The organism is Mesorhizobium sp. M7A.F.Ca.CA.002.15.2.1 (genome assembly GCF_003998715.1).
In the GTDB taxonomy this organism is placed as follows: domain Bacteria; phylum Pseudomonadota; class Alphaproteobacteria; order Rhizobiales; family Rhizobiaceae; genus Mesorhizobium; species Mesorhizobium ciceri.
This window is the reverse complement of sequence record NZ_RZPI01000071.1, coordinates 1-12,873: the sequence shown is the minus strand read 5'-3', so window position 1 is coordinate 12,873 and position 12,873 is coordinate 1. Positions and strand designations below refer to the sequence as shown.

Annotated in this window: 12 protein-coding genes, 2 pseudogenes and 1 riboswitch; of the genes and pseudogenes, 4 read left to right on the top strand and 10 right to left on the bottom strand. The window is 63.1% G+C overall.

Annotated features, from left to right (window positions below; genetic code table 11):
- Window positions 1-226 precede the first annotated feature (226 nt).
- Together ENZ74_RS06930 and ENZ74_RS06925 are read left to right on the top strand one after the other, a co-directional pair.
- Window positions 227-1,222 carry a sterol desaturase family protein gene (locus ENZ74_RS06930; RefSeq protein WP_063167675.1) on the top strand — a complete coding sequence of 332 codons (996 nt, stop codon included), beginning with the start codon at window positions 227-229 and terminating at the stop codon, window positions 1,220-1,222.
- Entirely contained in the window at window positions 1,219-2,370 is a 1,152-nt protein-coding gene (locus ENZ74_RS06925) for a GNAT family N-acetyltransferase (RefSeq protein ID WP_063167674.1), read from the top strand. The genes ENZ74_RS06930 and ENZ74_RS06925 overlap by 4 nt, the downstream gene beginning before the upstream one ends.
- A gap of 88 nt (window positions 2,371-2,458) precedes the next feature.
- On the opposite strand, the gene ENZ74_RS06920 is transcribed toward ENZ74_RS06925, so the two are convergent.
- The 6 genes from ENZ74_RS06920 to ENZ74_RS06895 all read right to left on the bottom strand — a co-directional run bounded on the left by ENZ74_RS06920 (window position 2,459) and on the right by ENZ74_RS06895 (window position 7,475).
- The gene (locus ENZ74_RS06920; protein WP_024503606.1) at window positions 2,459-2,752 is read right to left on the bottom strand and encodes a hypothetical protein; all 294 of its coding nucleotides are present in this window, start codon (window positions 2,750-2,752) and stop codon (window positions 2,459-2,461) included.
- Window positions 2,753-2,900: 148 nt separating this feature from the next.
- On the bottom strand, window positions 2,901-4,814 hold the full coding sequence (dxs, locus tag ENZ74_RS06915) for a 1-deoxy-D-xylulose-5-phosphate synthase (protein WP_063167673.1): 1,914 nt from the start codon (window positions 4,812-4,814) through the stop codon (window positions 2,901-2,903).
- 142 nt (window positions 4,815-4,956) lie between these two features.
- Entirely contained in the window at window positions 4,957-5,877 is a 921-nt protein-coding gene (locus tag ENZ74_RS06910) for a pirin family protein (RefSeq protein ID WP_127312704.1), read from the bottom strand.
- A gap of 39 nt (window positions 5,878-5,916) precedes the next feature.
- Complete coding sequence (locus ENZ74_RS06905) at window positions 5,917-6,183, bottom strand: DUF2277 domain-containing protein (protein ID WP_013532791.1); 267 nt, start codon at window positions 6,181-6,183, stop codon at window positions 5,917-5,919.
- Between the two features lie 110 nt (window positions 6,184-6,293).
- Window positions 6,294-6,545: an exodeoxyribonuclease VII small subunit gene (locus ENZ74_RS06900; protein ID WP_013532792.1), complete on the bottom strand. Its 252-nt coding sequence runs from the start codon at window positions 6,543-6,545 to the stop codon at window positions 6,294-6,296.
- 3 nt (window positions 6,546-6,548) lie between these two features.
- Entirely contained in the window at window positions 6,549-7,475 is a 927-nt protein-coding gene (locus tag ENZ74_RS06895) for a histone deacetylase family protein (protein WP_063167671.1), read from the bottom strand.
- Window positions 7,476-7,596: 121 nt separating this feature from the next.
- A riboswitch (cobalamin riboswitch) is annotated at window positions 7,597-7,777 on the top strand.
- Window positions 7,778-7,779: 2 nt separating this feature from the next.
- On the opposite strand from ENZ74_RS06895, the pseudogene bluB reads away from it, so the two are divergent.
- Window positions 7,780-8,505, top strand: a pseudogene (gene bluB / locus ENZ74_RS34990) (5,6-dimethylbenzimidazole synthase); the annotation flags it as partial.
- Between the two features lie 122 nt (window positions 8,506-8,627).
- On the opposite strand, the gene ENZ74_RS06885 reads toward bluB, so the two are convergent.
- Together ENZ74_RS06885 and ENZ74_RS06880 are read right to left on the bottom strand one after the other, a co-directional pair.
- Entirely contained in the window at window positions 8,628-9,611 is a 984-nt protein-coding gene (locus tag ENZ74_RS06885; RefSeq protein WP_063167669.1) for a hypothetical protein, read from the bottom strand.
- Window positions 9,612-9,895: 284 nt separating this feature from the next.
- Window positions 9,896-10,504, bottom strand: coding sequence for a TetR/AcrR family transcriptional regulator (locus ENZ74_RS06880; RefSeq protein ID WP_013532796.1), 609 nt, complete (start codon window positions 10,502-10,504; stop codon window positions 9,896-9,898).
- A gap of 120 nt (window positions 10,505-10,624) precedes the next feature.
- Between ENZ74_RS06880 and ENZ74_RS06875 the strand changes: the two genes are divergently transcribed.
- On the top strand, window positions 10,625-11,848 hold the full coding sequence (locus tag ENZ74_RS06875) for an MFS transporter (protein WP_063167668.1): 1,224 nt from the start codon (window positions 10,625-10,627) through the stop codon (window positions 11,846-11,848).
- 37 nt (window positions 11,849-11,885) lie between these two features.
- Here ENZ74_RS06875 and ENZ74_RS06870 read toward each other — a convergent pair whose 3' ends face one another.
- Window positions 11,886-12,428: a GNAT family N-acetyltransferase gene (locus ENZ74_RS06870; protein ID WP_063167667.1), complete on the bottom strand. Its 543-nt coding sequence runs from the start codon at window positions 12,426-12,428 to the stop codon at window positions 11,886-11,888.
- A gap of 33 nt (window positions 12,429-12,461) precedes the next feature.
- A pseudogene (locus ENZ74_RS06865) lies at window positions 12,462-12,873 on the bottom strand (3,4-dihydroxy-2-butanone-4-phosphate synthase); the annotation flags it as partial.

The following is a 12,873-nucleotide window of genomic DNA, read 5'->3' as shown; positions in this document are numbered from 1 at the left end:
ATGGTGAGGCGTCCCGTCCCGCCGACCATCCTTATGAATACCCATGCGTTACGCCCGTTGAGACGGATGACCGCCGAAGCATGAGGTCTCACCGCCTGCGGGTAAATACCAACAATCTAGAAAGCCTCATGATTTCTTAACCAATTTTCATCGCATTTGCTTGAGGACTTCAATGTTATGACCGCGACGACGGGAAAACCCGGATGAAGAGGCGGCAACTTTGGAAATGGCCAGCGACATCGTCTACAAGGTTCTTGACCGGATTTCTGGCGCCGGCCTGCTGGCGACCGGACTTCTGTTGCTGACTGCTTTGGCCAGTGCCCTGGTCGCCTATTGGCGCACGGTCGAGAAAAAGAGCTGGAAAGAGTTCTTCGAGTTCGCGGTCCCGCATGAGGTCATCACGCATCCTTCGGCGAAAGCCGACCTTTTGTTCTGGGTGACGCGGAAGGCGCTGATGCCATTCCTCATGCTGCCCGCCGGCGTCGTCTTCGTCAGCGCCGTCGGCTATGCGACGAACTGGTTGCTCTCCACGCTGCTGGCAATCCAGCCGCCTCTGATCGAGGGGCCGGCGGGGCCTGTGACGGTGACGATCTTCACCCTCACCATGCTGCTTGCCTACGACATTTCGTACTATCTCTATCATGTCGCCCAGCACCGCTACCCGGTGCTCTGGGAACTGCACAAGGTGCACCATTCGGCCGAGGTGATGGTCGGCATCACCAAGGATCGCGTCCACCCGCTCGACGAATTGATGAACCGGGCCTGGGACGGCGTCATTCCCGGCATCTGCGTCGGCATCTGGTCGCTGGTGTCGCTGAACCTGGTTGAACTGACGGTCTTCGGCGTCAACGTCTACATCATACGCAACATCCTGATGATGGATTTCGTCAGGCACACGCATTTCAAGATCTCGTTTGGGCCGTTGAACAATCTGATCCTGTGCCCACACTGGCATCAGTTGCACCACAGCACCGACCCGCGCCATTACGACAAGAACTTCGGGCTGCTCTTCTCGTTCTGGGATCGGCTCTTCGGAACTCTGTGCGTTCCGAAACCCGACGAGGACTTCAAGTTCGGTTTGATCGAACGCAACGTGCGCGACTACCAGTCGCTCGCAGGCCTCTATGTCATGCCGCTGCAGCGGATGTGGCGGCAGATCGCCAGACATTTCCGCGCCGACAAGCCCGAGCCACAGCAATCGCCGCAGGGGGGCAAGCCATGAACGGACCGGCCGTGTTTCGGATGCAGCAAGCGCACCGGATCGAAATTGCAACCTCGCCAGAGCGACTGGCAGAAATCGCGCCCGCCTGGGCAGCGCTCTGGCAACGCGCCGGCGGCCTCGTTTTCCAGCATCCCGACTGGATCTCGGCCTGGTGGCACACCACACCGCATCAGGACCGCCGCGGCCTCAGGATCGGCCTGGTCTGGAGCGGCGAGCGCCTCGAGGCGGTCATTGCGCTCGCGACCTTCTGGCGCTCGGGCATCCGTATGCTGGAATGGGCGGCGAAGGATCACTGCGACTATGGCGATGTCCTGCTTGCTCCCGATGCAGAGCCACAGATCCTGCCGCAACTCTGGCAACATATCCTCGACGATAGCGGCTTCGATCTTGCGTATCTCAATCGGCTGTTGCCCGATGCTCGATTCCGGACCCTGCTTGGTCCCGCCGCCCCAGGCCAGGGCAGCATCTTGCAGCCGAGCCACCGCAGCGAGGTCAGCTACCGAGTTTCCAGCGCCGGACAACGCGGCGCACAATGGTTTGAAAGCCAGTCGAAGAAAACCCGGCAAAACTATCGCCGTGGTTACAAATTCATGGAGGAAGGCGGCGCGCTGCGTTTCCGCCTGATGGATGCGCACGAAGCCCGCGAGCCGGTGCTGGAACGCGTCGCCGCGCTGAAACGGCTATGGCTCGCAAAACACGGCCGCGTTTCGGACCTGTTCGACGAAGGTTCCCCCGCGCTGCCGGCACTGATCTCCGTTCTGGCCGGGCTTGGGTTGCTGCGCATCTTCGTGCTCGAACGCGAAGACGAGATCATCGCCATATCGATCAATTTCGAGCAGCATGGAACCATGATGGCTTTCGTCACCACCTATGATCCGGCCTTCGAACGGGCCTCGCCGGGCATGGTCTTGATGATGGATTACATCCAGTGGTCGTTCGACAGGGGCTTGACCACGATCGATTTTCTCTGCGGCGGCGAGGATTTCAAGCGCCGCTTTGCGACGCATTCGGTGATCTTGTCGTCAGTGGTGGGTGGACGAAACCTGCGCGGACGCCTTGCCGCCCTGGCAGACCGCGCCCGCCACGCGGCGCAATCCTGGCGCCCCGAGAAACCGGCGCAACAAGCGGAGCTGGTGGCGGCGGAGTAGCAGTGCCGACGCCTTTAGATCACCCGCACAGCGGCAAAGCACGATGAAACGATCGGGCAATCCCGATCAGGGCTTGCTGGTCTCTAGCTCAGAATACGCTTCGCGAAACCGGGCGCTCGACGGCCGGAGACAACCCATCCGCACGCCCTCCCGACGCTTGCTCGCGTGAAGGCTCGATGGCAACCGCAGGTGCGGGAACGGGGGCCGGCAGAACCACCAGTTGCGGCACCTGCTTGAAGGAAAAGCCGCCGCGGATGTCGCCCATCTTGCCGGCGACGATGCCCATGGCCGCCTTTTCGAGGCTGCGATCATAGCGCGTTTCGGCTGTGGCCGGCGCGACGATGACGGCGCAAAGCGCTGCGCCGCACAGAAGCGTTTTCATTGTTGCTGTCTCCCTGCCTGATCACGATCTAGCAGGGCGCCGTTGAAAAACGGCCAAGAGACACGGTAAGCAAAGCGCCAAACGGCAGCGTAAACAACGCGTTAAGAACGTTGGCCGGCAAACTGATTCAAGTCACTGAGACTTTGATTCAGGCGCGCTGGGCGCGAACCGTATGCCCGAGCGCGACGAACACGGTGCGCACGATGCCGGCAGCATCGAGCCCGGCATCGGCATACATCTTTTCCGGCTTGGCGTGGTCGGTAAACACGTCGGGCAGCACCAGCGGGCGCACCTTCAGGCCGCTTTCCAGCAGGCCTTCATGGGCGAGGAACTGCAGCACATGGCTGGCGAAGCCGCCGACGGCGCCCTCCTCCACCGTCACCAGAACCTCATGCGAGCGGGCCAGCCGCCGGATCAGATCCTCGTCGAGCGGCTTGGCGAAACGGGCGTCGGCGACCGTGGTGGAGAGCCCGGCAGCCCCTAGCTCCTCGGCGGCGATCAGGCAATCCTGCAGCCGTGTGCCGAAGGACAGCAATGCTACCTTGGTGCCCTCCCTGACGATGCGGCCCTTGCCGACTTCGAGCACGGAGCCACGCTCCGGCATGTCGACGCCAACGCCATTGCCGCGCGGATAGCGAAAGGCGATCGGGCCGTCATCATAGCTTGCCGCGGTGCGTACCATGTGGCGCAGCTCCGCCTCGTCGGCCGCCGCCATCACCACGAAGCCCGGCAGTGTCGCCAGGAAGGTGGTGTCGAAGGCGCCGCAATGGGTGGCGCCATCGGCGCCGACGAAGCCGGCGCGGTCGATGGGAAAGCGCACCGGTAATTTCTGGATGGCGACGTCGTGGACGACCTGGTCGTAGGCGCGCTGCAGGAAGGTGGAATAGATGGCCGCGAACGGCTTGTAGCCTTCGGTGGCGAGGCCGGCGGCGAAGGTCACCGCGTGCTGTTCGGCGATGCCGACATCGAAGGTCCTCGACGGGAACGCTTCGCCGAACAGGTCGAGGCCGGTACCGCTCGGCATGGCTGCGGTGACGGCGACGATGCGGTCGTCCTCGCGGCCCTCCTGGACCAGGCTTTCGGCGAACACCTTGGTGTAGGCCGGTGCGTTGGCCGGCGCCTTGGCCTGCGCGCCGGTGATGACGTCGAACTTGTTGACGCCGTGATATTTGTCGGCGGCGGCTTCCGCCGGCGCATAGCCCTTGCCCTTCTGGGTGACGACATGGATGAGCACCGGGCCTTCGCCATTGTCTCGGACATTTTTCAGGACCGGGATCAGATGCTCCAGATTGTGGCCGTCGATCGGGCCGATGTGATAGAAGCCGAGTTCCTCGAACAGCGTGCCGCCGGTGACGTAGCCGCGTGCATGCTCGACCGCCCTTGTGATCGCACGATCCGCCCGCTTGCCGAGATAAGATGTCAGTTTTTTGCCGAAATCGCGCAGGCCGATATAGGCCTTGCCGGAGGCCAGCCGCGCCAGATAGGCGCTCATGGCGCCGGTTGGCGGCGCGATCGACATGTCGTTGTCGTTGAGAATGACGATCAGCCGTGCATCGAGCGCGCCGGCATTGTTCATCGCCTCGTAGGCCATGCCGGCAGACATGGCGCCGTCGCCGATGACGGCGATGACATTGTTGCGGCCGCCGGAGAGATCGCGGGCCGCGGCCATGCCGAGGCCGGCCGATATCGATGTCGAGGAGTGGGCAGCGCCGAAGGGATCGTACTCGCTCTCGGCGCGGCGGGTGAAGCCGGACAGGCCGCCTTCCTGGCGCAGCGTGCGGATACGGTCGCGGCGGCCGGTCAGGATCTTGTGCGGATAGGCCTGGTGGCCGACATCCCAGATCAGCCGATCATCGGGGGTGTTGAAGACATAGTGCAGCGCCACTGTCAGCTCGACCACGCCAAGGCCGGCGCCCAGATGACCACCCGTGCGGGATACCGCGTCGACCAGCTCGGCGCGAAGCTCGGACGCCAGTTGCGGCAGCTCACTCTCGGCAAGCATGCGCAGGTCGGCCGGGATGCGGGCCTTGTCGAGAAGCGGCGTATGCGGCGTTGCGTTCACGGTGCTCAGGCTTTCGGTTGATGGGCGAAATAGGCCGCCGGCCGGCGAAAGTAAATGCGTGTCAGTGACGCGGATCAGACTGTGGTCTTTTGCTTCTATGCAGGTCGTTTCCCCAAAACCGGGCCACTTTGGGCGACAGGCATCAGCTTTCCGGCAGCGGAATGAACTCATCCTCGTCTCCTGGAACGATGTCGAAGCGGCCTGTCTTCCATTCCTCTTTCGCCTGTTCGATACGCTCTTTCGACGACGAGACGAAATTCCACCAGATGTAACGCTTCGAACCAAGAGAGGCGCCGCCGAACAGCATGAAATGCGCCCCGGTCTGCGACGACACGACGATCTCGTCACCGGGACGGAAGACCAGCAGCCGTTCGGCTGGGAACACATCGCCCGAAATCGAGACCTCGCCTTCCAGCGTGTAAATGGCGCGCTCTTCCGCATCGGCAGGGATTTTCACGCTGGCGCCGGGCGCCAGGCGCAGGTCGGCGTAGAGCGTCTCCGAATCGGCCCTGACCGGGGACCGTAATCCTTGGAAATCGCCGATGATGAGGCGCCCGTTGACGCCTTCGGCATCAATCTCGGGAAGCCTGAGCGCTCCTGTGTTCTCGAACACAGGAGCCACCTCTTCCTTGTCGTCCGGCAGCGCCAGCCATGTCTGCAGGCCGGATACCGACATCGGCGCGCCACGCAGTTCCTCCGGCGTACGCTCCGAATGGACGATGCCGCGGCCGGCGGTCATCAAATTCACGTCGCCGGGCTGAATGACCATTTCGGTGCCGAGGGAGTCGCGGTGCCGGATCTTGCCGTCGAACAGATAGGTGACCGTCGACAGTCCGATATGCGGATGCGGACGGACGTCCAGCGCCTGGCCGGCCCGCAGGATCGCGGGACCCATGCGGTCGAAGAAGATGAACGGACCGACCAACCGCCTTTTTGCCGTTGGCAGGGCACGGCGCACCTGAAAACCACCGATGTCCTTGGCGTTCGGAATGACCATCAATTCGATCTGATCGCTGGCGAACGCATCGCCCACCTCAGGGTCTTTCCCGGGGAAGAAGCTCATGGACTCTCCTTGTCGGTGGTCGAAGGCCGCCTGGCCGCATCAGGCAAAGCGGATGGCCGCCTTTGCCCGCAGCTTGGCCGCCACCTCTTCGCGATTGCGCGGATGCTGATGGGTTTCCAGGGAATCGAGCAGTTCGCGCGCCGAGGCCGCGATGGCGTCGACGGCATGATCGAAGGCGTGCTGGTTCTGCTTCGAGGGTCGCGTCGTTCCGCTCAGCTTGCGGACGAACTGAAGGGCCGCGTCGCGCACCTCGTCATTGGTTGCCGGCGGATCAAAATTGAACAGGGTCTTGATGTTTCTGCACATCGCTTCCGTATCTCCTCTTGTCCTTGAGCTGTTTCAATCGCAACGAGTTATATCCTCGATCATGATCATGTCCAAAAACCGGTGAGGCGAGGCCATCGTTCGGACCGGCCTCAATCCGCGTCGAGCGGCTCCGTTCCAACCGGCTTGCCGTCGCGCGACAGCCTGATCTTCTCGACCTTGTCCTCGGCGGCCTTCAGCAGCCGGTCGCAATGCGCCTTCAGCGCCTCGCCACGTTCATAGATCCTGATCGACTGGTCGAGCGGCACGTCGCCACGCTCCAGATCATCGACGATCTTCTCCAGCGCATCGAGTGCCTGCTCGAAGCTCATCGCCTTGACGTCTTCGTTGGTCTCACCAGCCATCGTTCATCCTTTCATCAGTCGCCCGACATGGGCGGCGACCGAAAATGCCAATCCCTGCAGATCGTAGCCGCCCTCGAGCAGGCTGACGAGCCGGTTGCCGCTGTGGCGTGCCGCGCGCTGCATCAGCTGGCCGGTCGCCCAATCGAAATCATCCTCGGTCAGATTGATCTCGGCCAGCGGATCGCGGTGGTGCGCGTCGAACCCGGCCGAAATGATGATCAGGTCGGGCGCGAAATTGTCGAGCGCGGGCAGGACGCGCGACAGGAAGGCATCGCGAAACACTTCGCTGCCGGTCTGCGGCGCCAGCGGTGCGTTGACGATGTTGCCGGCGCCCGTTTCGGTCTTCGCTCCGGTGCCGGGATAAAGCGGCATCTGGTGTGTCGAGCAATAGAGCACCGAGGGATCGTCCCAGAAAATATCCTGCGTGCCATTGCCGTGATGCACGTCCCAGTCGACGATGGCAACGCGCTCGACACCGTGTTTCTTCTGCGCATAACGCGCCGCGATCGCCGCCGTGTTGAACAGGCAGAAGCCCATGGCCGTGGTCTTTTCGGCATGATGGCCGGGCGGCCGGGCGGCGACGAAGACGTTGTCGGCGCGGCCCGAAAAGACATCATCGACGGCGGCGTTGGCGGCGCCGATCGCGGTGATCGCCGCTTGCCAGCTCTTCGGACTGGCAGTGGTGTCGGCATCGATGCGGGCAATCCCCTCGTCGGGAATGGCGGCGCGCACGCGGGCGACGAAATCGGCGGGATGCGCGTAGAGGATGGTGGCCTCGTCGCCTTCCGGCGCCTGGATACGATCGAGCCCGGCAAAGGCTTCCTCGTCGAGCACGCGCTCGATGGCACGCAGGCGGTCGGGCCGCTCGGGATGTCCGGGCGGCGTGAGATGCTCGAGGAAGATCGGATGCGTGTAGAGACGGGTGGTCATCGTCCTAATCTAGTGACCCGGATCGACAAAGGCCATGCACGGGCGGCCGATGACTGGGGAAAATCGCGCCTGCGTCCATTCGTGTCGCCGCAGGCATTGGCCTCGCCGGCGCTTCGGCGTAAAGTCCTTGGCACTGCCTGGTGCCCGCCGCAAGCGGGAGAATCGGGAACACGGTTGAATTCCGTGGCGTGCCCAACGCTGTGAGGGGGACCGCGCCGGTAAATGCCACTGTCGATGACGGGAAGGCACCGGACGCGGGTTGATCCCAAGCCAGAAGACCGGCCTGGCAGGCATCGTCATCCGCATGGTCGGGCGGGTGGCATCAGAGCGACGTGCGTCCATTTGGACGCACAAAGTACGCTCTGACCGTTTTGAATCTGCAATCGCAAGGGGACAAGCGATGCCGGAACATATGACCGCTGCCATTGACGATGGATTCGACCAGAATGCGCGCGATGCGGTCTATCGCGCCATGTTCACGCGGCGCGACGTGCGCAGCCATTTCCTGCCCACCGCGATCGATGACGACGTGCTGGCGCGGCTGCTGCTTGCCGCCCATCACGCGCCATCGGTCGGCTTCATGCAGCCATGGAATTTCATTGTCATTCGCGATGCCGGACGACGAGCGGAGGTGCGCGACCTGTTCCTGGCCGCGCGCGAGCAGGAACTGCCGGCGATCGAGGCGGAAAAACAGGCGCTGTACCGCAAGCTCAAGCTGGAAGGCATCTGCGAGAGCGCGCTCAACATCTGCATCACTTGCGACCGGCAGCGCTCGAAGGGTTCGCCGCTGGGACGCTGGCACAATCCGGAGATGGATCTCTACAGCACCGTCTGCGCGGTGCAGAATTTCTGGCTGGCCGCGCGTGCCGAGGGCGTTGGCGTCGGCTGGGTGAGCATCATCGAGGCTGAGGCGCTGAAGCGGCTGTTGGCCATTCCGGATCACGTAACGCCAATCGCCTATCTCTGCGTCGGCCGTGTTTCCGAGTTCGCTTCCAAACCGGACCTTGAAACGCATGGTTGGGGACGGCGGCTGCCGCTGCCGGAACTGATCATGAGCGAGACGTTTTCCGGGCAAGGCGAGACACAGCTCAAGTCCACCGTGGCGCGCCTCAACACCGTTTCTGCCTCACCAGACACCACCTGCCCGGCCGATCAGGGTGTGGCGCCGGCCGTACCCCAGCGCGAACCGCCGAAGGAGGCGAGCGCCTTGTCCTTGAGCTCCCTGAACTTCGACGACGCCTCGGCCAACCGGGCGTCCCAGGCCGGATCCGGCACCTGGCCCGCGATGGTCTTGAAATAGACCTGCATCAGGCAAGCGATGGCGAAAGGCTCGATGAAGGCCGCCTTGAATGCCCAGGCGAAGACGATGGCGAGCACGAAGGCCCAGCCGGCGAGCTGGCCGGGCATCAGGAACAGAATGGCGCCGGCAGGCGCCAGCATCATCAGAAAGATGACGAACGACACGCCCCACATGATGACCGCCAGCCAGACGGCGTTCTTGACCATGACCTTGCCGTTCTGGGCATAGAGCACGACGCCTTGGCGCGCCGTCTCGAAGGGTGAGGCTGAATTGATGCGGATGTTGTAACCGAGGATGATCTCGTCGACATAGGTCAGCGACAGGCGGATCACCGTGTTGATGAAGGAGACCAGGCCGCTCAGGCCCGGTATCGGCAGGAAGGCGGCGATACCGCCGAGCAGGCCGGTGATGGCGCGGATGGCACCCTTGACGAGCTGGTCGACGACGAAAAGGATATTGGCCTCGGCAAAACGCTGGGTGACGACATCCCTGGCGTAGGCGATCTGGTCCTGACCGCCGGGAATGTCGCGGCCGTCGATCAGATGAACCATGACGGCGATGTGGCCGGCCTTGACGATATAGAGGATGTATTCGCGGATCCAGTAGACCGCGATCGAGACGATGCCAAACCCGACCACGCCGCCCCACAGGGCAAAGGACATGGGCCCGTCGGGATCGGTGGAGATATGGCCGACGCCATAGCCGACCGAGGCACCGGTGCCGGTCGCCATGATGTAGGCCAGCGTGATGCCGAAATAGACGATCATACGAAAGACGATGAACGGCCAGGTCCGCATCATGATGGACACCGACCGGCCGATCTCGAAATCCCACATGTGCCCCTCCGCCTCAGAGATGGTGGAAGAGGATGAACTCAACCCGGCGATTGTCAATTGCCGGCCCTGGCACCACAGGGCGACGAATTCTGGGCAACGGTTTTCTTTCGCAGCCTTTCGCCGGCGCATTGTCTGACGGAGCATCAAACGAAAAACCCGCCTGTGCGGCGGGTCACCGGCGCAAATCAGCACCATGGACGAATATGTACCTTAGCTGAGGGCAGGTGTCAAGAAAAAATTCCTATCGGGAACAGCTGCCGGCACGAAAAGCTCCGGTGGGAACTTCAATTCGACTGCGGATCCGGCTTCTTGAGCAGGCCTTCGAGCAGTTGCTTGAACGCCGTCACCACCTTCTTGGACGTCGCTTCGGGGTCGTCCGAATTGGCGATCCGTTGCGCTGCCTGGCTGCTCGCTCCGTTGATCAGTCGCGAGGCCGTCTCGGGGTCGAGGCTCGAGACAACGACCCCCTCCTCCTGCAGCGCGGTCAGATGGTCGGTCATTGACACGATGCACGCACTGGCATTCGGCCATTGCGCTGGATCCCCCAGCACGGCCGGGCCATCCCGGAACATGATGCGCTGGATTTCCGGCTCCAGCGCCATCTCGATATAGGTCGAGCACTCGTCGACGAAATGCTGCCAGCGGGTCGGCGCTCTCGACGCGACCTCATTGATGCGCGCCGCCATTTCGCCGTCGATCTGGGCTATGACCGCCTGCAGCAGCCCCTTCTTGTCGCCGAAATGATGATAGAGCGCGCCGCGCGTCAGCCCGGCCGAAGCGGTGAAATCATCCATCGAGGCTTCCGCATAGCCTGTTGTGCCGAAGGCATGGCGGGCCGCCGCGATCAGCTTTGCGCGCGTCTCGGCGATCATCTCCTTGCGGGGTCTGTGCATGGCTTCTGGCCCTATTCACATACGTAACGTATGCCAATTGACATACGCGGCGTATGCTCTATTTAACAATCATACGCTTCGTATGTAATTGCCGAATCGTCCTTTGTCGAGGAACCACCCATGCAAAATCCCTATGCGGAAATCTTTCGTGCCCCCGGAACCAAGGGCTTTGCGGCCGCCGGATTCATGGCGCGCCTGCCGATCGCCATGGCGCCCATCGGCATCGTGGCGATGCTGTCGCAGACGCGTGGCGAATACTGGCTGGCCGGAGCCGTCTCGGCAACATACGCGCTGGCCAACGCTTTCGTTGCGCCGCAGATATCCAGACTGGTGGACCGCCTGGGCCAGACACGGATCGTCGTGCCCACCACCATCATCGCGGTGCTGGCTTTCGCCGTCCTGATAGCGGCGGCCAACCAGGACTGGCCGGTGTGGACGCTGTTCGTGTCGGCCTTACTGGCCGCGGCCATGCCAAGCATGCCGGCGATGGTGCGGGCGCGCTGGACAGAGATTTTCCGCGGACGGCCGCAGATGAACACCGCATTCGCCTTCGAGTCCGCGGCCGATGAACTGGTCTATATCGCCGGGGCATCGCTATCGGTCGGTCTCAGTGCTGCCCTGTTCCCGGAAGCCGGCGTTCTGGTGAGCACATTATTTCTCGCATTCGGATCAGCGGCCTTCATCCTGCAACGCTCGACGGAGCCGCAAGTGCGGCCGGTGGACCATGGCTCAAGCGGCTCGGCGATCCGCCTGCGGCCGGTTCAGATCATCACCTTCGCCCTGATCTTCATCGGCGCGACCTTCGCGACGACGGAAGTCAGCACCGTGGCGATCACCAAGGAGCTTGGCCAGCCCGGCGCCGCCAGCCTTGTCATCGGCGTTTATGCGCTGGGATCGTTCGTGCTCGGCATCATCGTCGGCGCGCTCAGCCTGAAGGCGCCGCTGCAACGCCAGTTGGCCATCGCAGTCGCCCTCGTCGCGCTCGGCACGCTGTTGCCGCTCACCGCCGACACCGTGCCACTGCTGGCGCTGACCGTGTTCATCAGCGGCGTGGCGATCTCGCCGACCTTCATCACCGCCTTCGGCCTGATCGAGCGGCATGTGCCGGAGGCGATGCTGACCGAAGGCATTACCTGGGTCATGACCGGCATCGGCATCGGCATGGCGCTCGGCTCGTTCGCGGCCGGCGCGGTGGTCGATGCGTTCGGTGCCCAGAACGGGTTCTGGGTCTCTGTGGCTTCAGGCACGATCGCGCTGGCCACGGTGCTGCTTGGCCAGCGCAGCCTTGCCACGGCTGAGTGCGAGACGGACGGATGCGAAGCAGCCGCGATTGCTGCGGAATAGTTCCGGCGCGCCCGGGCCTTAGGCCGGGCGCGCCGCTCTAGGCAGCCGGGCCTGAAATATTGACTCTTCTTGGGTGCGCCAATGCCAAAACTATCGTTGGCGCCCCGTGCAGAATCACCTCTTTTTCGAAGACGAAGCCACATTTCTCCAGCACCCGTCGCGAAGCCGGATTGGCGGGGCGGACGAGGCCGACAACCCGATCGGCACGCAAGGGGCCGAACGCGGTGCGCAGTGCTTCCGTCACCAATTCCGTGGCATAGCCATGTCCCCAGCTCGCCGGATGAAGATGATAGGACAGGTTCAGACCGTCGAAATCCGCCGATACCGTGACGCCGCCGAAGCCGACCAGCTTTTCATCCGCCTCGACCGCCCAGCGGCCAAAGCCGTGCTTGTGCCAATGACCGATGTCGCGCGTCAGCCGCGCGGCGCTCTGCTGGGCTGTATCCGGGACAGGGCCCGGACGATGCGCAACAAGTTCCCGGCGCGAAAAGAGATCGATCAGGAAATCCAGATCAGCCTCTTCTGGGCGGCGCAGCAAAAGCCGCTCGCTGCGCTGGCTGGAAGGCAGGGACGCATTCATCCGTCTTCTCCGGCAACCGGATCGACGGGAGGCTCAGAGGATCTCGGTCTTGGCGATGTGGATGCCAAAACCTTCAAGGCCGACATAGTGGCGTTCGCGCGAGGCGATCAGGTTGATCGAGGAGATGCCGAGATCCTTGAGTATCTGGGCGCCTAGCCCGATCTCGCGCCACTCGTTTTCACGGCGGCGCGCCTCTTCGTGATCCTCGCGGTCGCCGCTTGCCGGCCGCTTGCGCTCCTGATGCGCAACGCCGACGGAGCCTTCTCTGAGATAGACGATGACACCGCGCCTGCGCTCGCCCATTGTCTTCATGATGGCGTCGAGCCGGTGGCTGGTGCCGAAGACATCGGTCACCACATCCTCCGAATGCAGACGCACCGGCACGTCCTCGCCGTCACGAATGTCGCCGAAGACGATGGCGACGTGATGCATGGAGTCCCACGGC

Excerpts from the sequence above, each read along its gene's own strand:
- ENZ74_RS06900 (WP_013532792.1), bottom strand. The coding sequence starts at position 6,545 with ATGGCTGGTGAGACCAACGAAGACGTCAAGGCGATGAGCTTCGAGCAG.
- ENZ74_RS06880 (WP_013532796.1), bottom strand. The coding sequence starts at position 10,504 with ATGCACAGACCCCGCAAGGAGATGATCGCCGAGACGCGCGCAAAGCTG.
- ENZ74_RS06870 (WP_063167667.1), bottom strand. The coding sequence starts at position 12,428 with ATGAATGCGTCCCTGCCTTCCAGCCAGCGCAGCGAGCGGCTTTTGCTG.
- ENZ74_RS06905 (WP_013532791.1), bottom strand. The coding sequence starts at position 6,183 with ATGTGCAGAAACATCAAGACCCTGTTCAATTTTGATCCGCCGGCAACC.
- ENZ74_RS06895 (WP_063167671.1), bottom strand. The coding sequence starts at position 7,475 with ATGACCACCCGTCTCTACACGCATCCGATCTTCCTCGAGCATCTCACG.
- ENZ74_RS06885 (WP_063167669.1), bottom strand. The coding sequence starts at position 9,611 with ATGTGGGATTTCGAGATCGGCCGGTCGGTGTCCATCATGATGCGGACC.
- ENZ74_RS06925 (WP_063167674.1), top strand. The coding sequence starts at position 1,219 with ATGAACGGACCGGCCGTGTTTCGGATGCAGCAAGCGCACCGGATCGAA.
- ENZ74_RS06875 (WP_063167668.1), top strand. The coding sequence starts at position 10,625 with ATGCAAAATCCCTATGCGGAAATCTTTCGTGCCCCCGGAACCAAGGGC.
- ENZ74_RS06930 (WP_063167675.1), top strand. The coding sequence starts at position 227 with ATGGCCAGCGACATCGTCTACAAGGTTCTTGACCGGATTTCTGGCGCC.
- ENZ74_RS06920 (WP_024503606.1), bottom strand. The coding sequence starts at position 2,752 with ATGAAAACGCTTCTGTGCGGCGCAGCGCTTTGCGCCGTCATCGTCGCG.
- ENZ74_RS06910 (WP_127312704.1), bottom strand. The coding sequence starts at position 5,877 with ATGAGCTTCTTCCCCGGGAAAGACCCTGAGGTGGGCGATGCGTTCGCC.